The organism is Actinoplanes sp. TBRC 11911 (genome assembly GCF_012933445.1).
Lineage (GTDB): Bacteria > Actinomycetota > Actinomycetes > Mycobacteriales > Micromonosporaceae > Actinoplanes.
Window position 1 is genome coordinate 15,024 of record NZ_JABBNC010000018.1, and the last position, 22,498, is coordinate 37,521.

The following is a 22,498-nucleotide window of genomic DNA, read 5'->3' on the forward strand; positions in this document are numbered from 1 at the left end:
GGAGCAGGCGTTGTCCAGCATGTTCGGTATGGCTGACGGGGATCCGACAACCGCGCTCTGGAACTGGGCGGTGGCCGGGCACTTCGACGCGGACCGGATCCGTGGCGCCATCGCCGGCACGCTGGAGCGCAGTGTCGTTCCGCTGGGTGACGACGGCGCGGTGCTGTGCGACGTCTATCCGGTCGGTGGCGACTTCCCGACACTTGTCGACGTCTATCTGGCGCCGGCCGGGGTGGTCGAGGCCCATGCCGCCAGCGCCGTCGCGGTCCGGCTGGGTGCCGCCGTCCTGCTTCCCGACGACTCCCTCAACCCTTCCCGGTACGTCTGTGCCGAGCCGGACGGCACATTGAGCCTGGTGCACGTCGACGAGACGGAGACCGACGACGGCCCGGAACGCCGCAACGCCCGCCCGTGCACCGGAGAGTGCCAGGAACCGCGACGACCCGCGGCCGCGTGACCAACTCGCAACGGCCAGGCGAACGACCGGAAAACGCGCCCCGACATGTTGTAGATCACAAAGACGTTGACCTGCATCGATGGAATCCGGGGGGCTGTGCGGCACGCCGCGCTGCTCTATACCTCACTGAGTGAGATCAATTGTGCGCGCCGCGTTCGCCGCGGCACTCGTCGCCAGCCTCACCGGCGTAGTCACCGTCACCTCCGAAACCTCCGCGCTGGCGGCCGCCAGCCCCTCGGCTCGGCTGCTCGGCAACCCGGGCTTCGAGTCCGGCCTCGCCTCGTGGACCGCGGACAGCCCCAACGCCACCGTCGTCAGTTCACCGGTGCACTCCGGCTCGAACGCCCTGCGCATCGTCGACACGAGCGGCACCGCGGGAGTCAGCGTCCGCAGCGCCCCGCTCGCCGTCGTCCCAGGCGAGCGGATCACCGCCTCCATCTGGATCCAGCAGGCGGCGGCCGGCGCCGGCGGATCACTGTTCCTGGAGTTCCACCGCCCGGACGGCTCGCGTACCGCTCCGGTCTTCAGCAAGGCGGCCCCCGCCTCGACCGCGTGGCAGCAGCTCACCGTGACCGGCGACGCGCCCGACGACGCTGTCGACGCTACCGTGCTGGCCTATTCGACCTTCGCCGACAACGGCACGACCTACTGGGACGACGCCGCCGCCAGCGCACTCCCGCCACCGCTGCGCAAGGTCCCGAACGCGGATTTCGAAGAACAGCGCGATCCGGCCTTCCCCACCGAGTGGGCGACCGACAAGACCGGCGTCGCATTGGTCCGGGACGCGGCCGCGCACGGCGGTGACACCGCCGTGCGGATCACCGACACGAGCGCCAGCGACCCCGTCTCGGTGCTGAGCAAGGCCGTCCCGGTCAACGTCGGCGAGACCGTCACCGCCTCCGCGTGGGCGAACCCGCTCAGCGGCACCGGCGCCACGCTCTACCTGGAGTTCGTCGACAAGAACGGCACCGAGCTCAGCGCCACGACCGCGACGCCGGGCGCGGCCGGCACCGGCTGGCAGCAGGTGTCGGTCAGCGGCACCGCGCCGGCGAACACCACCACGCTGCGCGTGCGGTTGTACAGCCTGCTGGCCGCGATCGGCACCACGACCTGGGACGACGTCGCGCTGCGGTCCAGCGCGGACAGCTCGTACGCCACCGCCCTCGGCGCCGGCCAGGTCGTGCTCTTCGCCGGCGACCAGCGCATCGAGTCGTACACCGGCGTCACCCACAAGACGTTCGCGGGCACCAAGGCCGCCCCGGACGGCATCGTGATCCACCAGGGCACGGCCACCGCGAACCCGCGGTGTGGCTGCACCGTCCTGGCCGGCGCCTCGGGCGAGCCCAGGTACAAGATGTGGTTCACCGGCAGCCCGGACGCCTCCGGTCACGGGGCCGGGTACGCCACCAGCGAAGACGGGCTCACCTGGACGTTTGTCAAGCTGATCACCACGCTCAACAGCGCGCAGGGCGTGGTGGAGAACCCGGCCTGGACCTCCGGCAGCAGCGTTCCCCGTTACTTCACGCTGGACGTTCAGCGCAATCCCAACCAGTACGTCTCCATGCAGTCCACCGACGGCCTGACCTGGACCGCGGTGTCCGGTGCGGCCGCGATCCCGGGCATCGACGTGGCGAACGTGACGTACGACCCGATCGCGAAGGTCTTCGTCGCGATGGTCAAGCGGCACCTGACGATCCCGCTCGGCCCGCGCACCACCTGGGTCTCCACCAGCACCGACTTCAAGAACTGGAGCACCGCCCGTCCGGCGTTCGCCGCCGACGGACTCGACGACGACCTGATCACGGACCCCGGCAAGCATGGAATGACGCCGTGGAGCGAGATCTACGGCATGCCGGCGACCCGCTACGGCGACCAGTACCTGGGCACGCCGTGGGTCTTCGACATCGCGTACAGCCCCAACCGGGACGCCGGTGACAACGGCCCGGACAAGGGACGCAGCCACATCGAGCTGGCGACCTCCCGCGACCTGGTCAACTGGAGCCGGCCGAGCCGGGACAACCTGATCACGCCGGGACCGGCGGGCGCCTGGGACCACGGCTTCGAGCTCGGCGGCACCACCTTCACCACGGTGCAGCAGGCGAACGGTGACTGGCAGACCCGGTTCTACTACGGCTCCTTCTCGGGTGAGCACGTCTGCGCGCAGACCGACGTCAACAACGGCGACTGCACCACCCCGAGCGGAAACTCCAACATCGGCATGGTCTCCTGGCCGACCGACCGGTTCGCGTCGTTCCACGGCGGCGGCACGGTCACGACCCGGCCGATCACGCCGGCCGGCACCACGCTGACCGTCAACTACGCGCCCGGCACCACCGGCGACAACCTCAAGGTCGAGGTGCTCGACGTCAACGGCAACCCCATTCCCGGGTACGCCTCGACGAACGTCACCCCGATCGCCGCCGACGCCAAGGCACCCGGCGTGCAGGTGAGCTGGGGCGGCACCACCACGTTGCCGAGCGGAGCGATCCGGCTGCGCTTCACCCAGACCGGCGGCGACCTGTACGCCTTCACGATCAGCTGATGTGGTCGCGGCGGGCCGCCCCGGTGGCCCGCCGCCTGACCGATCCGTTTCGCGCTTCAAGCAGTACCCTGGTCAATTGCCATGACTACGCAAACGCAGGGCACCCCGCGCACCTACGACGTGCGCACCTACGGATGCCAGATGAACGTGCACGACAGCGAGCGCATCTCCGGTCTGATGGAGGACGCGGGCTATGTGCGGGCGGCCGATCCGGACGCCGCCGACATCGTGGTGTTCAACACCTGCGCGGTGCGCGAGAACGCCGACAACCGGTTGTACGGCAATCTGGGGCACCTGCGCCCGACCAAGCTGAAGCGGCCGGACATGCAGATCGCGGTCGGCGGCTGCCTCGCGCAGAAGGACCGCGGCGACATCGTCAAGAAGGCGCCCTGGGTCGACGTCGTCTTCGGCACCCACAACATCGGCTCGCTGCCCGCGATGCTGGAACGCGCGCGGCACAACGCCGAGGCCGAGGTGGAGATCCTCGAGTCGCTCGAGGTGTTCCCGTCCACCCTGCCCACCAAGCGCGAATCCACGTACGCGGGCTGGGTGTCGATCTCGGTGGGCTGCAACAACACCTGCACGTTCTGCATCGTGCCCTCGCTGCGCGGCAAGGAGCGCGACCGCCGCCCGGGGGAGATCCTCGCCGAGGTCGAGGCGCTGGTCGCCGAGGGCGTCTCCGAGGTCACCCTGCTGGGGCAGAACGTCAACTCGTACGGCGTCGAGTTCGGTGACCGGCTCGCGTTCGGCAAGCTGCTGCGCGCCGCCGGCGAGGTCGAGGGCCTGGAGCGGGTCCGGTTCACCAGCCCGCACCCGAAGGACTTCACGGACGACGTGATCGCCGCGATGGCCGAGACGCCGAACGTGTGCCACTCGCTGCACATGCCGCTGCAGTCCGGCTCCGACCGCGTGCTCAAGGCCATGCGCCGCAGCTACCGCCAGGAGAAATACCTCGGCATCATCGAGAAGGTGCGGGCCGCGATGCCGGACGCCGCGATCACCACCGACATCATCGTCGGCTTCCCGGGCGAGACCGAGGAAGACTTCGAGCAGACCCTCGAGGTGGTCCGCCAGGCCCGGTTCTCCAGCGCCTTCACCTTCCAGTACTCGAAGCGCCCCGGCACCCCCGCCGCCACCATGGACGAGCAGGTGCCCAAGGCGGTCGTGCAGGACCGCTACAACCGCCTCCTCAAGCTGGTCGAGGAGGTCAGCTGGGCGGAGAACAAAAAGCTCGTCGGCGAAAAGGTCGAGGTCCTGGTCGCCGTCGGTGAGGGCCGCAAGGACGAGGCCACCGGCCGGATGTCCGGCCGCGCCCGCGACGGCCGCCTGGTGCATTTCGCGCTCGGCGACACCGCCCCGCGCCCCGGCGACATCATCGAAACCGTCATCACGTACGCCGCTCCGCACCACCTGAACGCCGACGGCGCGCCGCTGAGCCACCGCCGCACGCGCGCGGGCGACGCGTTCGAGGCCGGCCGCACCCCGCGCCTGAAGGGCGTCTCCCTGGGCCTGCCCACGCTGGGCGTGCCCGCCGCCCTCCCGGTCATCGCGGACGGCTGCGCAATTTAAGGCCGCTGCGTCAGCGCGCCGTCCGGGCCGCCCGGCGGAGTTCCGCCAGGAGCGCGGCCGTCGCGGGTGGGTCCGGTGGCTCGCCGTGCACGGCCGCGGAGATGCGGCGGCCCGGGCCGGGCAGCTCGACCGTGCGCACCCGCTCGTCGTGGTGCGCGCGCAGCGCCAGCGCCGGCAGCAATGCCGCGCCCAGACCGGCCGCGACCAGGCGCTGCACCGCCACGTAGTCGTCGGTCTCGAAGCGGATGTCCGGGCTGAAACCGGCTTCCGCGCAGCGCCGCAGCAGCTCGCCGCGACAGCGCTCGCAGCCGCCGATCCACGGGCCGTCCCGATGATCGGCGAGGGCGCCGCCGGTCGTGGTGATCAGGTGCATCGGCTCGTCCAGCAGCGTCTCGTGGCGCAGGCCGGCCAGGTCCGGCGCGGGATCGCCGGGATACGTGAACAGCAACGCCACGTCCACCTCCCCGCCGCGCAGCAGCTTCACCGTCTCCGGCGGCTCGGCCTCGCGAAACCGCAGATCCACTCCCGGGTACGCGGCAGCGAACGTCGCCGCCGCGACCGGCACGAACGTGCCCAGCGCGGACGGGAACGCGGCCAGCCGCACGCGCCCGCCGCGCAGCCCGGTGTGCTCGGCCAGTTCGGCCTCGGCCGCGTCCAGCCGGCCGAGGATCTCGGCGGCCCGGTCGGCGAGCAGACGCCCAGCGTCGGTGAGCCGGATGCCGCGCCCGGCCCGCTGCACCAACCGGCTGCCGGTCTCCGCCTCGAGCCGGGCCAGATGGTGGCTGACCGAGGGCTGGGCGTAGTGCAGCGCCTGCGCGGCCGCGGTGACGGACCCGTGCCGGGCGACCGCGACGAGCACCCGCAGACGCGTGAGGTCCAGCATCCGCCGAATCTATCAACCCGGTCGATGGATTCCCGAGAAGACAACTATTGGACCTATGGGTGCCGCCGGGCCGACGATCGGAGCATGGAATTCACCTACGCGGATGTCCGGGCCGCCCGCGAGATCGTTCGCCGCCATCTGCCGCCCACCCCCATGTGGCGGTACCCGCTGCTGGACGAACTGACCGGCGCGACGGTCTTCGTCAAGCACGAGAACACCCAGCCGGTCGGCGCGTTCAAGGTGCGCGGCGGGCTCACCCTGCTGGCCACCGGGGTCCGCGACACGGTCACCTACTCGACCGGCAATCACGCCCAGTCGCTCGCGTACGCCAGCCACGTCCACGGCGCTCGATGCACCGTGGTGATGCCCGCCGGCGCATCGGCCGAACGCGCCGACGCCGTCCGGCAGTGGGGCGCCGAGGTGGTGCTCAAGGGCGAGGATCTCGGCGCCGCTCAGGCGCACGCCGAGGAACTGGCCGCGACGACGGGCGCGCGACTCGTCAGCCCGGGGGACACCCCCGAACTGCTGGCCGGTGTCGGCACGCTCTACCAGGAGATCTTCGAGGCGGAACCGGACCTGGACGCGGTCGTGGTCCCGATCGGCAGCGGCACCGGTGCGGCGGCGGCCTGCGTGGTGGCCGCGGCCCTCGCGCCGCGCTGCCGGGTGATCGGCGTGCAGTCCGCGTCGTCCCCGGCCGCGCACGACTCCTGGCGGCTCGGCACGCTGCAGACCCGCCCCAACCGCACCACGGTCGCCGGCTTGGCCACCGGCCGCGGGTTCGCGCTGCCGCAGCGGATCATGCGCGATCGGCTGGCCGACTTCCGGCTGGTCAGCGACGAGGAGATCGCCGCCGCCCGGCGTCTGCTGGCGAGCCGGGCACACACCCAGGCCGAGGGGGCCGGCGCCGCCGCGCTGGCTCTTGTCACGAAATTTCCGGAAATGTTTGCCGGGCTCCGCGTCGCCGTCGTCTGCACCGGCGGCAACGCGGACCCGCACGAACTCAGCTGATCAGCTCCAGCGTGTCCAGCACGCGGTTCGAGAAGCCCCACTCGTTGTCGTACCAGGCCGATACCTTGATGTGCCGGCCGTCCACGCGGGTGAGCGACGAGTCGAAGATCGACGACGCCGGGTTGCCCACGATGTCCGACGACACCAGGTCGTCCTCGGAGTATTCGAGAATCCCGGCCAGCGGACCGGCCGCCGCCTCGCGGTACGCCGCCAGCACCTCGTCGCGGGTCACGTCCCGGGACACGAACGCGTTGATCTCGACGATCGAGCCCACCGGGATCGGCACCCGAATCGCGTCACCGGACAGCTTGCCGTCCAGCCCCGGCAGCACCAGGCCGATCGCCTTGGCCGCACCCGTCGAGGTGGGCACCAGGTTGACCCCGGCGGCGCGGGCCCGTCGCGGGTCCTTGTGCGGGCCGTCCTGCAGGTTCTGGTCCTGCGTGTAGGCGTGCACCGTGGTCATGAACCCGTGCTCGATCCCGGCCAGGTCGTCGAGCACCTTGGCCAGCGGCGCCAGCGCGTTGGTCGTGCACGACGCGTTCGAGATGATCGCGTGCTCGTCGCGCAGGACCTCGTTGTTCACCCCGTACGCGATGGTGGCGTCCGCGCCCGACGACGGCGCGCTGACCAGCACCCTGGTGGCGCCGGCGTCGATGTGGGCGCGGGCGGCCTTGGCGGCGGCGAACTTGCCGGTCGCCTCCAGCACGACGTCCACGCCGAGGTCCTTCCACGGCAGCAGCGCCGGGTCCCGCTCGGCTAGCACGATGATCCGGCGTCCGTCGACCACCAGAGCGTTCTCCTCGACCTGGACCGGGCGGCCGAGCCGTCCCAGTGTCGTGTCGAAGGCGAGGAGCCGCGCGAGGGTGGCGGGTGCCGTGAGATCGTTGACCGCCACGACCTCAAGCTTGCTGTCGCGCTCCAGCAGGGCGCGCAGCACGTTGCGTCCGATCCGGCCGAATCCGTTGATGGCGATACGAGTCATGTCATGAGCGTGCCGGGCCGCCGGGCCGCCAGACACCGGCGTGAGCGCCACGGTTCGCAAGGATCGAGCCAGCTAGGCCGCGAACGTCCGCCGGTACTGGCTGGGCGTGGTGCCGAGGATGCGCTGGAAGTGCAGGCGCAGGTTCGAGCCGGTACCGAGGCCCACCTCGGCGGCGATCTGCTCGATGCTGCGGTGCGACGATTCGAGCAGCTCCCGGGCCACGTCGATGCGGGCGCGCATCACCCACTGCATCGGGGTGTAGCCGGTGTCCTCGAGGAATCGCCTCGAGAATGTGCGCGGCGACACGGCTGCATGCCGGGCCAGCAGCTCCAGGGTGAGCGGCTTGTTCAGCCGGTGCAGCGCCCATTCCCGGGTGGCGGCGAACCGTTCGCCGAGCGGCTCGGGCACGCTGCGCGGCACGTACTGCGCCTGACCGCCGCTGCGGTAGGGGGCCGCGACCAGCCGGCGGGCCGTGTGGTTCGAGGCGGCCACCCCGAGGTCGCCGCGCAGAATGTGCAGGCACAGGTCGATCCCGGAGGCGGCGCCGGCCGAGGTCAGCACGCTGCCCTCGTCGACGAACAGGACGTTCTCGTCGACCTTGACGAGCGGGTGCCGGGCCGCGAGCTGGCGCGTGTAATGCCAATGCGTGGTCGCCCGTTTCCCGTCGAGCAGACCGGTCGCGGCCAGCGCGAACGCGCCCGTGGAGATCGCGGCGAGGCGGGCGCCCCGGTCGTGCGCTGCCTTCAGCGCGGCCACCACGACCGCCGGCGGATCGTCGCGGTCCGGGAAGCGGTAACCGGGGATGAAGACGATGTCGGCCCAGTCGAGCGCCTCGAGCCCGTCCGCGACGTGATAGGCCAGGCCGTCGCCGCCGCGGACCAGACCCGGCGCGGGCCCGCAGACCCGGACCTCGTACGGCACGTTCTCGCGGGTCGTGAACACCTGAGCGGGGATGCCGACGTCCATGGGTTTGGCGCCGTCCAGCACGAGGACGGCGACACGATGCAGGCGGGGAGGTGGCACGACAACCAAGCGTAAGGCCTTGTCGAGGACCCGCCGCCGAACCCATTCTCAGGAGATGGATCGACGGTTACTGCGGGACAGGGTGGTTCTGGTCAGTGGCGGCACCCAGGGCGTCGGCGCGGCGGTGGCGCGTGCCGCGGTCCGCGAGGGTGCGGCGGTAGTGGTCACCGGGCGGCGGCCGGAAGTGGGGGAGGCCTTCGCCAAGGAGTGCGGCGTCACCTATCACCAGACGGACGTGGCCGACGTGGTGAGCGCGCGGCGCTCGGTGACCGACACGGTGGCCCGCCACGGCCGGATCGACGGCCTGGTCAACGCCGCCGGGCTGACCAGCCGGGGCACGCTGCTGGACACCACGCCCGAGCTGTTCGACCGGCACATCGCGATCAACCTGCGCGGGCCGTTCTTCCTGATGCAGGCCGTCGTCGCGGACATGGTGCGGCGCGGCGAGCCGGGCGCGATCGTCAACGTGATCTCGTCGTCCGAGCTGGGCGGCCAGCCCTACCTCGCGCCGTACGTGGCCGCCAAGGCCGGTCTGGCCGGGCTCACCCGCAACGCCGCGCACGCGCACCGCTTCGACCGGATCCGGATCAACGGCCTGGACATCGGCTGGACCGACACCGAGGGCGAGGACGACACCCAGCGCCGCTTCCACGACGCCACCGACGGCTGGCGGGAACGCGCCGCCGACGGCTTACCCATGGGCCGCCTCGCCGACGCGGCCGAGATCGCCGACTTCGTCGTCTATCTCCTCTCGCCGCGCAGCGGCGTGGTCACCGGCTCGGTGATCGACTGGGATCAGCACGTGATCGGGGGCAAGGACTGATGCGCGTCGGACTGATCGGCCTGGGCCGCATCGGCGTGTTCCACGCCGCCACACTGCACGCCCTCGGCTTGGATTTGGTGGTCACCGACGTGCGCACGGACGCCGTCGACCGGATCGTCACGGAGTTCGGGGCCGAGCCCGCGAAGGACCCGGCCACGCTGCTGGCCGCGGGCCTCGACGGCGTGGTGGTCGCCACCAACACGGACAGCCACCCGCAGCTCATCCTCGCCGCCGTCGAGGCGGGCCTGCCGGTCTTCTGCGAGAAGCCGGTGGCCCGCGGCGCCGAGGAGGCCGCCGAGGTGCTGCGGCACTGCGCCACCGCTGACGTGCAGATCGGCTACAACCGCAGATTCGACCCGGCGATCCAGGCCGCCCGTGCCGCGGTGCGCAGCGGCGAGCTGGGCACCCTGCACACGGTCCGGTCGACCACGTTGGACCCGGCGCCGCCCCCGGACGACTACCTGCGCGGCTCGGGCGGCATCTTCCGGGACTGCGCGGTGCACGACTTCGACACGATCCGATACGTGACCGGCCGCGAGGTCGTCGAGGTGTACGCCACCGGCAGCACCCGCGGCGCCCCGGTGTTCGCCGAGATCGGCGACGCGTCCACCGCCTCGGCGATCCTCACGCTGGACGACGGCACCCTCGCGGTCGTCTCGAACACCCGGTACAACGGCCGCGGCCACGACGTACGCCTGGAGTTGCACGGCAGCCGGGACAGCGTCGCGGCCGGCTGGGAGAACCGGCTCCCGTTACGGTCCCTGGAACCCGACGCCACGTTCCCGGCCGGCCGGCCGTACGACTTCTTCCTGGACCGCTTCGCCACGGCGTACCGGCGCGAGCTGTCCGCCTTCACCCGGATGGCGGCCGGCCTGTGCGAGAGCCCGTGCACGGTGGCCGACGCGGTCGAGGCCGGCTGGATCGCCGAGGCCTGCACGATCTCGTTTCACGAGCGCCGCCCGGTGATGCTGAACGAGCTCAGAACACGACCGGGGGCGCGTTATGCGGCGTGATGACCTGGACCGCTGACGGATTGGTGCGGATCGGGCCGGGCAACGCCCCCTGCGCCTGCATGATCGCGTGACAGGCGCGGCGCATGTCGGTGCGCAGGTCGTGGTGCAGCACCGCGGACAGCTTCCGGTCGCGCAGCAACGCCGTGTTCGACGGGTCGAGATCGTGCGCCACGAAGACGTCGTACGTGCGCCCCTGCGCCGCGAACGCCGCCACCACCGCGTCACTGCCGCCCGCACCGGCGTACAGGGAATAGATCGCCCGCACCGTCGAGTGCACGGACAGCAGCTCACGGATGCCGTCGCGTACGGCGTCCGGGCGATCCTCGGCGTCGACCACCTCGAACAGGCGGCGCGCGCGCATCTCGGCCCGGAAGCCGCGCTCCCGCTCGTCCTCGCCGCGGAACGAGCCGTGCCCGCGCACCACCAGCACGTCCCCGGCCCGATCGGCGAGCCACTGCTGCACCAGATAGGCGGCGGTGGTGCCGGCCGCGACGTTGTCCAGACCCACGTACGCCACCCGCGGTGAGCCGGGCAGATCGGTGACCAGGGTGACCAGGGGGACGTCCAGCCGGCTGGCGGCGGCGACCACCTCGGGGACGTCCGGCGCCTTCAGGATCACGCCGTGCGAGCGGCCGCGGCGCACCCGGTCGAGCACCGCCACGACATCCCCGGCCGACGGCCCGTCCAGCAGGTGGAAGCGGCAGCGGACCGCGGCCGGGCGCAGCGCCGGCAGTTCCGCCTCGAGCGCGGCCCGCACCGTCCCGGAGAACCGCGGCGGCGCCTGCACGATCACGTCGATCATGAAGGTGCGGGCGCCGAGCCGGACCTGCGACCGCTGCCGATCAAGGTCGTCGATGGCCTGCCGCACCTCGCGCACCGTGCTCTCGCGCACCCCGCCGCGCCCGTGCAGCGCGCGGTCCACGGTGGCCTCGCTCAGCCCGGCCTGGGCCGCGATCTCGCGAATCCGGAACGGGTGCTTCATCCCGTACACGATGAGGGGTTTTTGAGGTCTTCTCAAGGGTCTGCGGGCGCGCCGCCGACCATAGCCTGAGCCCATGACATCCTGGTTCACCGCGGCGGACTGCCGCCTGGAGGACTTCCGGGCAGTCTGCGAGCAGAAGACGGAACTGACCGACTACCCGCATGCCGACGACGTCATCGACAACGTCCTGATTTATCCGGGCAAAATGCCCAACAGCAAAGAGATTCAGGCCGAGCTCGTACGGGCGTTGATGGACGGACCCGGCGTGGTGGTCTTCGCGGGCGCCTTCGACGGTGCGGTCGTGGACCGGGCGACCGCCGTGTTCCACGAGCTCATCGCCGAGCAGAAGGCGGCCGGGGTGACCGGCGGCGACCACTTCGCGAAGCCCGGCGCCAACGACCGCGTCTGGGGCGCGCTCGACAAGTTCGCGTTACGTGACCCGGCCGCGTTCGCCGCCTACTACGACAACGACACGCTCGCGCTCGTCTGCGAGGCTTGGCTGGGCACCGGCTATCAGGTGACCTCGCAGGTCAACGTGGTCAACCCGGGCGGGGTCGCGCAGGTGGCGCACCGCGACTACCACCTCGGGTTCATGTCCCAGGAGCAGGCGCTGCGCTATCCCGCGCACATCCACGCGCTGTCACCGGTGCTGACGCTGCAGGGCGCCGTCGCGCATGTGGACATGCCGGTGCGGACCGGCCCGACCCTGTACCTTCCGCACTCGCAGAAGTACCCGCCCGGCTACGTGGCCTTCCACCAGCCCGAGTTCACCGAGTATTTCGACGGGCACCACGTGCAGCTGCCGCTGTCCAAGGGCGACGCCGCGTTCTTCAACCCGGCCCTGTTCCACGGCGCCGGCACCAACCGCTCCACCGACGTCCGCCGCATGGCCAACCTGCTGCAGATCTCGTCCGGCTTCGGCCGCGCGATGGAGACGGTAGACCGAGAGGCGATGCTGCTGGCCCTCTACCCCACCTTAAGCGGATTTGTCGGGCAGACTGAGAATGTGATCGCCGCGTCCGCCGAGGGCTACGCGTTCCCGACCAACTTGGACCACGACCAGCCGATCGGCGGCCTGGCCCCGCAGACCCAGGCCGACCTGGTCCGCCAGGCGCTGGCGGAGCGCTGGGACACGTCCCAGTTCGAGGAGGCGCTCCGGGCCCAGACCCGCCGCCGCGCCGCCGGCTGACCGCCGGGATCCGCGAAGCAGCAGCAGGTGCCTCCCACCCGGAATCGGGCGGGAGGCACCTGCGTTTGGTTTCACCAGGTTCGACGTCAGCCAGTGATTCCTCGGGTCCCCGCCGTGGCGCGCTGTGGCAGGCGGCGGCGTGGCTCCGTGATCGCACATCTGCGGTGACGACGCTGTGCCCGAGGTCGCGCATGTCGCGCCTCGACCGCCACCCCCTAGCCACGGTCGATACGAGCGACGCCGATCGTCAGTTTCACCGCTTCTCCGCGCCCAACGCCGGTAGCGACGTTGCCGCTACTCGGATGTCCGCCATGATCGCAAGCCTGTGCACGAACAGTCGGGCGACATCATTCGCCTCGTTGTCGAGAGTGATTTTCCATAGCGGAGATCCCCGCCTACCACGCACTCTCATGCCGATGACAAACGGACCGGCGAACGCGTTTGATAGCAACCTCTTTCTTTTGCCCGGGCAGTTGAACGGTGTGGGATTCAGAGCTTTGGGTGAAGGCGCGCAGAATGTGTCGTGCCCGGCTGGCAATTTTGTCGGGCTGGTCGTTTTCGTCGAATGTCACCGGCGGTGCACGAACCGGGTCGTTGGTGGTGCGTTTTCGTGGGCGGATACCGCGATCGAGGCGTTGCCGCCGACGTGTCTCGGATGACGTTTCAGAAGTTCCTTGCGTACCCGGGCGGGCGCTTTCCGGCGAGTGGGTATCGCATGGCACGACGGCGACTGCCTGCCGCGCGGCTGCTAGGGGTCGTGCCTGGCTGGTCCTCGAGGCCGGCATGGTGGGCGCAGCCGGTGGTTGTTGTCCTGTGATCGGTTGCGGCCCGGCCGCCTCGGGGTTGATCGATACCGGCTCGGGCATCGTGTGCTTGGCTGGCGGCCGCTCGCGCCGCTGTGCTGGGCCCGACGCCGGCCGGGCGGCCGCGGACTCGACCGGTAGCGACACGTCCAGGTCGGAGGTCACCAGCGCCGAGCCACCCACCTCGGAGGTCACCAGCGCCGAGCCACCCACCTTGGAGGTCACCAGCGCCGCGCCACCCACCTTGGAGGTCACCAGCGCCGAGCCACCCACCTCGGAGGTCACCAGCGCCGAGCCACCCACCTCGGGTTCGGGCACCGAGGCCCCGGCCGCCGCTTCGACGCGTTCAGGTTCGAGCTCACCCGCCTCAGAATCGCCGGGAGCAGAATCACCGGGCTCGGGTTCGCGAGGCTCGGGTTCGCCGGGCTCGGGCTCAACCGCCTCAGGTTGGCGGGGCTCGGGTTCGCCGGGCTCGGGTTCGGGTTCGCGGGGCTTGGGTTCGCGAGGCTCGGGTTCGCCGGGCTCGGGCTCAACCGCCTCAGGTTGGCGGGGCTCGGGTTCGCCGGGCTCGGGTTCGGGTTCGCGGGGCTTGGGTTCGCGGGGCTTCGGGTCGGCGGGTTCGGGTTCAACCGCCTCGGGTTCGCGGGGCTCAGGTTCGGCGGGCTCAGGATCGGTGGGCACGAAGTCGGTCAGTTCGGCAGCGGCAGGCCGGCCGTTGGAGCCTGCCGACAGCTCCGGCCGCGGGTCGGCGGGAACCGGGTGCCCGCGGGTCGCCCGCACGGGCGGCAACCGGCCCGGACCGCTCGCACCGGCGGGCGCCGGCCGGCCGGCTGGCGATGGTCGTTGGCCTGCGCCTGCGCGCTTGCCCCAGGCTGCGAGAATTTCGGCGTCGTCGGGCACCTGACCGTAGAGCCGGCGAAGCTTGCGCGCGTGTCGCTGCGCCAGCCCCCATCGCCGGTGCCGGGCATGCTCGACACGAAACTCCTCGGCCTCCGCCGAATAGTTGCGGCGCTTTGTCGTGTCACGCATGACGGCCAGTTGAGCCGCCGAGAAAAGCTGAAGCTGCCCCATGAATAAATTGTCCCGCGTGGCCACCTCCGCCGGTCAGTATTCGATCTCCGCGCCTTTTCGGTAGATGAAAATTCCCGGCCGAATCAGTGATATGCCGAAATTTGCGAAGCCGATGGTAAAACCCCATCAGAACCGATGCAAAAGCTTCCGTCGTCGACGACGCTCGCCGACCCGGCTACCGACTTCACCGTGCCCGGCACCATTTTATCAGCGCCCGGATCTGCCGCCGAGTGGGCACGTTGGCTGGGGTGGTTTGTGACCGATATTGCTGTGCCGACAGGGCGTTGCCGCCTCGATCGTTTGTTTCCTCCCGAGTGGGAGCACGGTTAAGGTCACGGTGCAGAAGAAAGCCTACGGACGAAGATCCGATTTGCCCGCCGTTCTTACCGTGTTGGGCATGATCCGCATGGTGATCCGTCCGCGTGTTCAGGTCGCGGTCCTGCTGGTGTGCTTCGGCGGGTTCTTCTTGATCGGCGTGGCGATGTTCGGCGATGGGGAGATCCTGGCCGAACGCGAGTGGTTCGGCATCGCGATCGCGTGCATGACCGTCGTACTCGGCGGCGCCGGCATCTGGCGGACTCTACGGCTCGGGGTTGTGATCGCCTCGGACGGACTTCGAGTCCGCAGCCTCGACAGCCGTGACCAGTTCACCGCGTGGAGCGAAGTCGAGTCGATCGAGTGTCAGCAGGTGGACGAACGGGCGGGTCTGCCGATCTACGCGCCCGTCATCCGCCTTCCCGAATTCGTCATGCCGGTCATGGCGCTCGGCACTTACTCGAGGAAGGACGCCGAGCGCAAGACCGAGCTGTTGCGGAGCATGCGCGCCGCGGATCCCGCCATGCAATAACGCGAGACGGGCGCAACGGCCAGGTCCATGCAGGACCTGGCCGGTGCGAAGCGGGAAGGCGCCGGCCGGGCTCGGAGGCACGGACGCGACGCGAAAATGATCTGGTCAGTTGGCCTGTTCGGCCAGGGACAGGAACTGCCGCTTCGACGAGAGCGCCTGCTCCGCCTCCTTGATGCGGCGGGCGTCGCCGGCCGCCTGGGCGCGGGCCAGGCGCTGCTCGGCCTCGGCGACCTGCTCGCGCATCTGCTGCAGCAGCGGGTTGTCCTGGGGGCTGGTCTTGCGCCAGGCCGAGTCCATCGCGACCCGGATGCGGTCCTCGGCCGCGCGCCAGCGGCGGTCCAGCGACGCCGCGTTCTCGCGGGGCACCCGGCCCGCGTCGTGCCAGGCGGCCTGGGCGTCGCGGAGCTTGTTCTGCGCGCCGCGCGGGTCGGCGTCGATGTCCAGTGCCTCGATCTCGGCGAGGATGGCCTGTTTGCGGTCGAGGTTGCCCTTGTATTCGGCGTCGCGGGCGGAGAAGACCTCGCTGCGGCGGGTGAAGAACGCGTCCTGTGCCGCCCGGAACCGTTCCCAGAGGCGCTGCTCGGCGTCCTTCGCGGCGCGCGGCGACGCCTTCCACTCGGTCATCAGTTCCTTGAGCCGGTTCGCGGTGGCCGACCACTCGGACGATTCGGACAGGCTCTCGGCCTCGGTGACCAGCTCCTCCTTGGCGGTCTGCGCCTGCTTGCGCTGGCCGTCCAGGGTGGCGAAGTGGGCGCCGCGGCGGCGGGTGAAGCTGTCCCGGGCGGTCGCGAACCGCTTCCAGAGCTCGCCGTCGGTCTTCTTGTCGACGCCGCGGACGGCCTTCCACTCCTCGAGGATCTCCTTGAGGCGGTCGCCGGCGGCCTTCCAGCCGGTGGAGTCGGCCGCGATCTTCTCGGCCTCCTCGACCAGTGCGGTCTTGCGGGCCAGCGCCTCGGTGCGGGCGACCTCACGGGCCGCACGCGCCTCACCGGCCTTCTCGTCGGCCAGCGTCGCGAGGCGGTCCAGCCGCGCGGCCAGGCCGTCGATGTCGCCGACCACGTGCGCCTCGTCGAGCGTGGTGCGCAGGCGCTTCACGCTGGAGAGCGAGTGCGACGCGTCGGCCGCGCCGGACTTGAGGCGGGCCTCGACCAGGTCGACCTCGGTTACCAGGTCCTCGAAGCGGCGGGCGAAGTGGGCAAGTCCCTCCTCCGGGGTGCCCGCCTGCCAGGAGCCGACCACGCGGTCGCCCTCCGCGGTCTTCACGTACACGGTGCCGTCGGCATCCACGCGCCCGAAGGCCGTCCAGTCGCTCATGACCTCATCCTCGTTCTCCCCGGCGTCGCCGACCCCCATCGGCCGGGACACCGCCATAGCGCAGTTGAACGCCGAAGTTTTCTCCAGGGCATTCTTTCTCGCGCATTGTCACAGGTCCAACCCGGTTAGGGGGAAGCGCCCGCCGATGACCGTGACAGAACAGTGTCCTACGGTTGCTCAGTGCCGAACGGAACCGTTCCGCGGGTGATCACCGTCGTCGGGCCCACGGCGGCGGGCAAGTCCGCCCTCAGCCTCGCCCTGGCCCATGAGCTGGGCGGTGAGGTGGTCAACGCCGATTCGATGCAGCTCTACCGCGGGATGGACATCGGCACGGCCAAGCTGAGCGAGACGCAGCGCGAGGGCGTCCGGCATCACCTGCTCGATATCTGGGATGTGACGGTCCCGGCCGCCGTCGCCGAATATCAGACACTTGCGCGCGCAGCTATTGACGACATTCTGGCGCGGCGCCGGGTGCCGCTGCTCGTCGGCGGCTCCGGCTTGTACGTGCGGGCGGTGCTGGAGGAGTTCGACTTCCCGGGCACCGACCCGGAGATCCGGGCCCGCCTGGAGGAGGAGCTCGCGGCGGTCGGCGCGGCACCCCTGTACGAGCGGCTACGGCGCTGGGATCCCGAGGCCGCGTCGAAGATCCTGCCCTCGAACGGGCGGCGCATCGTGCGGGCGTTAGAGGTCATCGAGCTGACCGGGCGGCCGTTCACCGCGGCCCTGCCGGAGCCGACCCCCTACTACGAGTCGCGCCAGATCGGGGTGGACCGCGACGATCTCGACGCCCGGATCGAGCGCCGCGTCGAAATCATGTGGGCCGCCGGGCTGATCGACGAGGTGCGCTCGCTGCCGGACATTCGCTCCGGCCGTACGGCGAGCCGCGCGCTCGGCTATCAGCAGGCCATCGCGCAGATCGACGGCGAGATGACGGCCGCCGAGGCGATGGCGTCGACGGTGCAGGGCACGCGCCGGTTCGTGCGGCGGCAACGGTCCTGGTTCCGCCGTGACCCCGCGATCGTGTGGCTGGACGGGGCGTCGGACACACTCGTGGCGGATGCTCTGGCGGTTACGGGATGATAGATCGCGTGTTGTTCACCAAGGGCCATGGCACCGGCAACGACTTCGTGATCGTCCCCGACCCGGACGGCGCGCTCGACCTGACTCCCGCGCAGGTCGCGGCCCTCTGCGACCGCCGGTTCGGCGTCGGCGCGGACGGGGTCCTGCGGGTGGTGCGCACGGCGAAGGACGCCGACGGAATGCCGTATTCGGCCGACGCCGAGTGGTTCATGGATTACCGCAACAGCGACGGTTCGGTCGCCGAGATGTGCGGCAACGGGGTCCGGGTCTTCACCCGCTACCTGCTGGAGAACGGTCTGGCCAGCCCCGGCGAGACCGGCCTGCCGGTGGCCACGCGAGCCGGCGTCGTGCTCGCGCAGATCTTGGGCGACATCATCCGGGTGCGCATGAAAACCCCGCGTGTGTACGCCGCGAGCACCGCGACCGCCGGCGCCCTGACGTTCCCGGGCGTGGCCGTCGACTGCGGCAACCCGCATCTGGTGTGCGGTCTGCACGACGGGATGCGGCTGGAGACGCTCGACCTGTCGTCGGCGCCCGATTTCGATCCCGCCGTGTTCCCGCACGGGGTGAACGTCGAGTTCGTCCGGGACGCCGCGCCGGTCGACGGTGCCGATCTACACGTGGCGATGCGGGTCTACGAGCGCGGCGCGGGCGAGACGCTGTCCTGCGGGTCGGGGGCGCTCGCGGTCGGTGCCTCGGCGCTGCGCGACGCCGGCCGCACGACCGGGTCGGTGGCCGTGGACGTGCTCGGCGGCCGGCTGATCGTCGAGGCCGACGAGTCCGGCGACTGGTGGCTGTCGGGGCCGGCGGTGCTGGTGGCACAGGGCGAGATCGACGTGGCCGCGGTCAGCGGCGGTGGTGCGCGTGGCGACGATCGTGACCGTGGTGCGCGTGGTGACAGCGTGGTGGGCCGCCGATGATGGAACGGGTGGCGCATCGCGGCTACTCGGCCGTGGCGCCGGAGAACACGCTGCCCGCCTTCGCGGCGGCGATCCGGGGCGGGGCGACGTTCGTCGAGTTCGACGTGCGCACCACCGCCGACGGGATCCCGGTGGTCATCCACGACCGCACCCTGGACCGCACCACGACCGGCACCGGCGACGTCGGGGAGCAGTCCTTTTCCGCGGTGGCCTCGGTGGACGCGGGTTCCTGGTTCTCGCCGGCGTATGCGGGTGTCCGGGTGCCGACCCTTGCCGAGACTCTGGACCTGGTGGGGCCCTCGGGCGTGCAGTTGCTCATGGAGATCAAGCGCCCGGCCACCCTGGAACAGGTGAAGACGATCGTCGACGTCGTCGCCGACCGGGGGCTGGCCGCGCGGACGATCGCGCAGAGCTTCGACCCTTCGGTGGTCGAGTTCGTCCGGCAGGTGGCGCCGTCCATGCGGCGTGGGTTGCTGCGCCTGCGCTTCGACCCGGCGGCACTGGAGCTGGCGCAGTCGCTGGGCGTGGTCTGCCTCAATCCGTCCACGGCCGACGTCCTGTCCGATTCGACGCTGGTCGGCGCGATCGCCGGGGCCGGTATGACCGTGATGCCGTGGACCGCGAACGATATGACCGAATGGCCGGCTTTGGCCGCCGCGGGTGTGACCGGCTTGATCACCGACCACGTGGGCGAACTGTCCGGTTGGGACGGCGCCCGCTAGGGGTTTCGCCCCGCGCATCGGCCGGAACGTCGCGGACGGCCTGGGGGATCGCCCAGGCCGTCCGTCAAATCCAGAAGACTTTTCCTACGCCGTACCTAAAAGGTTTCTTCGGGGGCCTCTTGCAAGTCCGCCTCCGGAAGCGCCGCGGGGTTGGCCTGCGGGTGGAGGCCCCGGACGACCGCGCGGATGGCCGCCGCGACCGCCGGAGTCACCTTCGGGTCGAAGACGCTCGGGATGATCACCGTCGGGTTCAGCTTGTCCTCGCCCACCACGTCGGCGATCGCGCGGGCCGCCGCCAGAGCCATCTCCTCGGTGAACTCGGTGGCGCTGACGTCGAGCATGCCGCGGAAGACGCCGGGGAAGGCCAGCACGTTGTTGATCTGGTTGGGCTGGTCGGAGCGGCCGGTCGCCACGATCGCGGCGTGCTGGCGGGCCTCGCGCGGATCGACCTCCGGGTCCGGGTTGGCCAGCGCGAAGACGATCGCCTTGTCGGCCATCTTGGCGATGTCGGCCCCGGTGAGCAGATTGGGCGCGCTGACGCCGATGAAGACGTCCGCGCCGGCGATCGCACCGGGCAGATCACCCGCGTAGTTGGTCTTGTTGGTGTTCTCGGCCAGCCAGTGCCACGTCTCGGTCAGGTCCGGCATGCCGCGGTGCAGGGCACCCTTGCGGTCGTACGCGATGATGTCGCCCACGCCCTGGCGCAGCAGCAGCTTCATGATCGCCGTGCCCGCGGCGCCCGCCCCGGAGACCACGACGCGCACGTCCTCGAGGCGCTTGCCGACCACCCGCAACGCGTTGGTCAGCGCGGCCAGCACACAGATCGCGGTGCCGTGCTGGTCGTCGTGGAAGACCGGGATGTCCAGCTGCTCGCGCAGGCGCGCCTCGATCTCGAAGCAGCGCGGCGCGGCGATGTCCTCCAGATTGATGCCGCCGTACGCGGGAGCGATCGCTTTCACGATGCGCACGATCTCGTCGGTGTCCTGGGTGTCCAGTACCACCGGCCACGCGTCCACCCCGCCGAACCGTTTGAACAGCGCGGCTTTGCCCTCCATCACCGGCATCGCGGCGGCCGGGCCGATGTTGCCCAGGCCGAGCACCGCGGAGCCGTCGCTGACCACGGCGACCGTGTTGCGTTTGATGGTGAGCCGGCGGGCGTCGGCCGGATTCTCGGCGATGGCCATGCAGACCCGGGCCACCCCCGGCGTGTACGCCCGGGACAGCTCGTCGCGGTTGCGCAAGGCGACCTTGGAGTGCACCTCGATCTTGCCGCCGAGGTGCAGCAGGAACGTGCGGTCGGAGACCTTGCGCACGTCCACGCCGTCGAGCTCCTCGAGCGTCTTGACGACCGTGTCGGCGTGCGCGGAGTCGGCGGTGTCGCAGGTGAGGTCCACGACGACGTGCGTGGTGTCCGAGTCGACCACGTCGAGAGCGGTGACGATGGCGCCGGCCTCGCCGACGCAGGTGGTGAGACGGCCGATGGACGAGGCGTCCGCGGTCACTGCTATACGAATTGTGATCGAGAATCCTGCACTGGGCAGGCGGGTCGTCACCACGGTGTTCCCTCCGACGCTGGCGGGTTTGTCACCGTAATCTTGCCTCTGCGGAATATCGGCTTCCATCCGGGTGGTTGAGACCATGTCCAGTCTTCAGTCCGTTGTTGGGTGGTGGGCGGGGCGGTTGGACGGGCGCACACTCGTACGAACGTCCGGCCCCGTTATGTGGATGCGCCCGGCACCTGTGACGTGCCACCCTTGGGCCGAGGAGGTCTTCATTTGACTACCAGTTTCCAGGCACCCGTTCTCGACGAGCCGGCCTACGATCCCACCACCGGCGAGCTGGAGCTCGAGGAACGGCGTTCGCTCCGGCGGGTCGCCGGCCTGTCCACCGAGCTCACCGATGTCACCGAGGTCGAGTACCGGCAGCTGCGACTCGAGCGGGTCGTCCTGGTCGGTGTCTGGACCGGGGGCAGCATCGCGGAGGCGGAGAATTCGCTCACCGAGCTGGCGGCGCTCGCCGAGACCGCCGGGTCGCAGGTCCTGGAGGGCTTGATCCAGCGGCGCTCCGAGATCGACCCGGCCACGTTCATCGGCCGGGGCAAGGTTGACGAGCTGTCCGCGGTGGTGCTCTCCACCGGCGCCGACACGGTGATCTGCGACGGCGAGCTCTCCCCGTCCCAGTTGCGCAACCTTGAGGAGCAGACCAAGGTCAAGGTCGTCGACCGGACCGCGCTGATCCTCGACATCTTCGCCCAGCACGCGAAGAGCAAAGAGGGTAAGGCGCAGGTCGAGCTGGCCCAGCTGCAGTACCTGTTGCCGCGTCTGCGTGGCTGGGGTCAGACCCTGTCCCGCCAGACCGGTGGTTCCGGCCGTGGTGGCGGTGCCGGCGGCGGTGTGGGTCTGCGTGGTCCCGGTGAGACCAAGCTCGAGACCGACCGGCGGCGGATCACCCAGCGCATCTCCCGGCTGCGGCGCGAGATCAAGGGCATGCGCGTGCAGCGGCAGACCAAGCGGTCGCGTCGTTCCAACAGCGGTGTCCCGGCCGTGGCCATCGCGGGTTACACGAACGCCGGCAAGTCCAGCCTGCTCAACCGTCTGACCCAGGCGGGCGTGCTGGTCGAGGACGCGTTGTTCGCCACGCTGGACCCGACCACCCGTCGTGCCTCGGCCGAGGACGGCCGTGTCTACACGCTCTCCGACACCGTCGGTTTCGTGCGGCATCTGCCCCATCAGATCGTCGAGGCGTTCCGGTCCACCCTCGAAGAGGTCTCGTACGCGGATCTGGTCGTCCACGTCGTGGATGGTGCACACCCCGACCCCGAGGGTCAGGTCAGCGCCGTTCGCGAGGTGCTCGGCGAGGTCGGGGCCGAGAAGATCAACGAGCTCCTGGTGATCAACAAGGTGGACGCGGCCGACGAGGAGACCATCCTGCGGCTGAAGCGCACCTGGCCCGGGGCCGTCTTCGTGTCGGCACGCAGCGGTGCGGGCATCGACGAACTGCATGCCGCGATCGCCGACCGGCTGCCGCGGCCCGCGGTGGATCTGCGCGTTCTGCTGCCGTATGACCGCGGTGATCTGGTTGCCCGAATTCATCGGACCGGTCAGGTACTGCAAACCACCTATCTGGACGAGGGAACCGAGCTTCGGGTACGCGTCGGCGAGCACCTCGCTGCCGACCTGGAGTCGTACCGATACTGAGCGTGTAACGACAAAGCGGGCGCGACGGGCTTCACGGCCTGCGTTGATCCACGCGTCACACGGGCACGGGGCG

The 22,498-nt window shown here is 70.5% G+C and carries 19 protein-coding genes; 12 read left to right on the forward strand and 7 right to left on the reverse strand.

The annotated features are described in order from the left end of the window. Nucleotides 1–28: 28 nt before the first annotated feature. The 3 genes from HH310_RS23340 (at nucleotide 29) to miaB (ending at nucleotide 4,568) form a co-directional block, all read left to right on the forward strand. Nucleotides 29–457: a hypothetical protein gene (locus HH310_RS23340; RefSeq protein ID WP_248294338.1), complete on the forward strand. Its 429-nt coding sequence runs from the start codon at nucleotides 29–31 to the stop codon at nucleotides 455–457. A gap of 130 nt (nucleotides 458–587) precedes the next feature. Continuing rightward, complete coding sequence (locus tag HH310_RS23345; RefSeq protein WP_312034274.1) at nucleotides 588–2,999, forward strand: carbohydrate binding domain-containing protein; 2,412 nt, start codon at nucleotides 588–590, stop codon at nucleotides 2,997–2,999. An 81-nt stretch (nucleotides 3,000–3,080) separates the two neighbouring features. Beyond that, entirely contained in the window at nucleotides 3,081–4,568 is a 1,488-nt protein-coding gene (miaB, locus tag HH310_RS23350) for a tRNA (N6-isopentenyl adenosine(37)-C2)-methylthiotransferase MiaB (RefSeq protein ID WP_169177759.1), read from the forward strand. A 10-nt stretch (nucleotides 4,569–4,578) separates the two neighbouring features. On the opposite strand, the gene HH310_RS23355 is transcribed toward miaB, so the two are convergent. Continuing rightward, nucleotides 4,579–5,451, reverse strand: a complete 873-nt coding sequence (locus HH310_RS23355; protein ID WP_169177760.1) for a LysR family transcriptional regulator — start codon at nucleotides 5,449–5,451, stop codon at nucleotides 4,579–4,581. An 84-nt stretch (nucleotides 5,452–5,535) separates the two neighbouring features. Between HH310_RS23355 and HH310_RS23360 the strand changes: the two genes are divergently transcribed. Then, nucleotides 5,536–6,459, forward strand: coding sequence for a threonine/serine dehydratase (locus HH310_RS23360; RefSeq protein ID WP_169177761.1), 924 nt, complete (start codon nucleotides 5,536–5,538; stop codon nucleotides 6,457–6,459). Here HH310_RS23360 and gap read toward each other — a convergent pair. After that, on the reverse strand, nucleotides 6,452–7,441 hold the full coding sequence (gene gap, locus HH310_RS23365) for a type I glyceraldehyde-3-phosphate dehydrogenase (protein WP_169177762.1): 990 nt from the start codon (nucleotides 7,439–7,441) through the stop codon (nucleotides 6,452–6,454). The genes HH310_RS23360 and gap overlap by 8 nt on opposite strands. Nucleotides 7,442–7,513: 72 nt before the next feature. After that, nucleotides 7,514–8,464 (reverse strand): helix-turn-helix domain-containing protein, encoded by a 951-nt coding sequence (locus tag HH310_RS23370; protein ID WP_169177763.1) that lies wholly within the window; start codon nucleotides 8,462–8,464, stop codon nucleotides 7,514–7,516. A gap of 55 nt (nucleotides 8,465–8,519) precedes the next feature. Between HH310_RS23370 and HH310_RS23375 the strand changes: the two genes are divergently transcribed. Continuing rightward, nucleotides 8,520–9,287, forward strand: a complete 768-nt coding sequence (locus tag HH310_RS23375) for an SDR family oxidoreductase (protein ID WP_169177764.1) — start codon at nucleotides 8,520–8,522, stop codon at nucleotides 9,285–9,287. Next, the gene (locus tag HH310_RS23380) at nucleotides 9,287–10,300 is read left to right on the forward strand and encodes a Gfo/Idh/MocA family oxidoreductase (RefSeq protein ID WP_169177765.1); all 1,014 of its coding nucleotides are present in this window, start codon (nucleotides 9,287–9,289) and stop codon (nucleotides 10,298–10,300) included. Before HH310_RS23375 ends, HH310_RS23380 begins: the two co-directional genes overlap by 1 nt. On the opposite strand, the gene HH310_RS23385 is transcribed toward HH310_RS23380, so the two are convergent. Continuing rightward, complete coding sequence (locus HH310_RS23385) at nucleotides 10,266–11,282, reverse strand: LacI family DNA-binding transcriptional regulator (protein ID WP_169177766.1); 1,017 nt, start codon at nucleotides 11,280–11,282, stop codon at nucleotides 10,266–10,268. The genes HH310_RS23380 and HH310_RS23385 overlap by 35 nt on opposite strands. A 73-nt stretch (nucleotides 11,283–11,355) precedes the next feature. Here HH310_RS23385 and HH310_RS23390 point away from each other — a divergent pair, with 73 nt between their 5' ends. After that, entirely contained in the window at nucleotides 11,356–12,471 is a 1,116-nt protein-coding gene (locus HH310_RS23390; RefSeq protein WP_169177767.1) for a phytanoyl-CoA dioxygenase family protein, read from the forward strand. A 395-nt stretch (nucleotides 12,472–12,866) separates the two neighbouring features. Here HH310_RS23390 and HH310_RS43265 read toward each other — a convergent pair whose 3' ends face one another. Next, on the reverse strand, nucleotides 12,867–14,345 hold the full coding sequence (locus tag HH310_RS43265; RefSeq protein WP_211192511.1) for a hypothetical protein: 1,479 nt from the start codon (nucleotides 14,343–14,345) through the stop codon (nucleotides 12,867–12,869). Nucleotides 14,346–14,742: 397 nt separating this feature from the next. On the opposite strand from HH310_RS43265, the gene HH310_RS23400 reads away from it, so the two are divergent. Next, nucleotides 14,743–15,192, forward strand: coding sequence for a hypothetical protein (locus tag HH310_RS23400; RefSeq protein WP_169177768.1), 450 nt, complete (start codon nucleotides 14,743–14,745; stop codon nucleotides 15,190–15,192). 105 nt (nucleotides 15,193–15,297) lie between these two features. Here HH310_RS23400 and HH310_RS23405 read toward each other — a convergent pair whose 3' ends face one another. Continuing rightward, nucleotides 15,298–16,506 (reverse strand): DUF349 domain-containing protein, encoded by a 1,209-nt coding sequence (locus HH310_RS23405; protein WP_169177769.1) that lies wholly within the window; start codon nucleotides 16,504–16,506, stop codon nucleotides 15,298–15,300. 162 nt (nucleotides 16,507–16,668) lie between these two features. Between HH310_RS23405 and miaA the strand changes: the two genes are divergently transcribed. Genes miaA through HH310_RS23420 form a run of 3 tightly spaced genes read left to right on the forward strand, consistent with a single transcriptional unit; the run spans nucleotide 16,669 to nucleotide 19,228 of the window. Further along, nucleotides 16,669–17,586, forward strand: coding sequence for a tRNA (adenosine(37)-N6)-dimethylallyltransferase MiaA (gene miaA / locus HH310_RS23410; RefSeq protein WP_396027536.1), 918 nt, complete (start codon nucleotides 16,669–16,671; stop codon nucleotides 17,584–17,586). A gap of 8 nt (nucleotides 17,587–17,594) precedes the next feature. After that, nucleotides 17,595–18,506: a diaminopimelate epimerase gene (gene dapF / locus HH310_RS23415; RefSeq protein WP_312034275.1), complete on the forward strand. Its 912-nt coding sequence runs from the start codon at nucleotides 17,595–17,597 to the stop codon at nucleotides 18,504–18,506. Beyond that, entirely contained in the window at nucleotides 18,503–19,228 is a 726-nt protein-coding gene (locus HH310_RS23420; RefSeq protein WP_169177772.1) for a glycerophosphodiester phosphodiesterase family protein, read from the forward strand. Before dapF ends, HH310_RS23420 begins: the two co-directional genes overlap by 4 nt. A 95-nt stretch (nucleotides 19,229–19,323) precedes the next feature. On the opposite strand, the gene HH310_RS23425 is transcribed toward HH310_RS23420, so the two are convergent. Beyond that, nucleotides 19,324–20,784 (reverse strand): NAD-dependent malic enzyme, encoded by a 1,461-nt coding sequence (locus HH310_RS23425; protein WP_169177773.1) that lies wholly within the window; start codon nucleotides 20,782–20,784, stop codon nucleotides 19,324–19,326. A gap of 219 nt (nucleotides 20,785–21,003) precedes the next feature. On the opposite strand from HH310_RS23425, the gene hflX reads away from it, so the two are divergent. Next, nucleotides 21,004–22,425 carry a GTPase HflX gene (hflX, locus tag HH310_RS23430; protein WP_169177774.1) on the forward strand — a complete coding sequence of 474 codons (1,422 nt, stop codon included), beginning with the start codon at nucleotides 21,004–21,006 and terminating at the stop codon, nucleotides 22,423–22,425. The last annotated feature ends 73 nt before the right edge of the window (nucleotides 22,426–22,498 follow it).

Coding starts and splice junctions, on each gene's coding strand:
- HH310_RS23405 (WP_169177769.1), bottom strand. CDS start 16,506: ATGAGCGACTGGACGGCCTTCGGGCGCGTGGATGCCGACGGCACCGTG.
- HH310_RS23390 (WP_169177767.1), top strand. CDS start 11,356: ATGACATCCTGGTTCACCGCGGCGGACTGCCGCCTGGAGGACTTCCGG.
- HH310_RS43265 (WP_211192511.1), bottom strand. CDS start 14,345: ATGGGGCAGCTTCAGCTTTTCTCGGCGGCTCAACTGGCCGTCATGCGT.
- miaB (WP_169177759.1), top strand. CDS start 3,081: ATGACTACGCAAACGCAGGGCACCCCGCGCACCTACGACGTGCGCACC.
- HH310_RS23385 (WP_169177766.1), bottom strand. CDS start 11,282: ATGAAGCACCCGTTCCGGATTCGCGAGATCGCGGCCCAGGCCGGGCTG.
- HH310_RS23375 (WP_169177764.1), top strand. CDS start 8,520: ATGGATCGACGGTTACTGCGGGACAGGGTGGTTCTGGTCAGTGGCGGC.
- HH310_RS23355 (WP_169177760.1), bottom strand. CDS start 5,451: ATGCTGGACCTCACGCGTCTGCGGGTGCTCGTCGCGGTCGCCCGGCAC.
- HH310_RS23400 (WP_169177768.1), top strand. CDS start 14,743: ATGATCCGCATGGTGATCCGTCCGCGTGTTCAGGTCGCGGTCCTGCTG.
- HH310_RS23420 (WP_169177772.1), top strand. CDS start 18,503: ATGATGGAACGGGTGGCGCATCGCGGCTACTCGGCCGTGGCGCCGGAG.
- HH310_RS23340 (WP_248294338.1), top strand. CDS start 29: ATGGCTGACGGGGATCCGACAACCGCGCTCTGGAACTGGGCGGTGGCC.
- HH310_RS23360 (WP_169177761.1), top strand. CDS start 5,536: ATGGAATTCACCTACGCGGATGTCCGGGCCGCCCGCGAGATCGTTCGC.
- gap (WP_169177762.1), bottom strand. CDS start 7,441: ATGACTCGTATCGCCATCAACGGATTCGGCCGGATCGGACGCAACGTG.
- HH310_RS23380 (WP_169177765.1), top strand. CDS start 9,287: ATGCGCGTCGGACTGATCGGCCTGGGCCGCATCGGCGTGTTCCACGCC.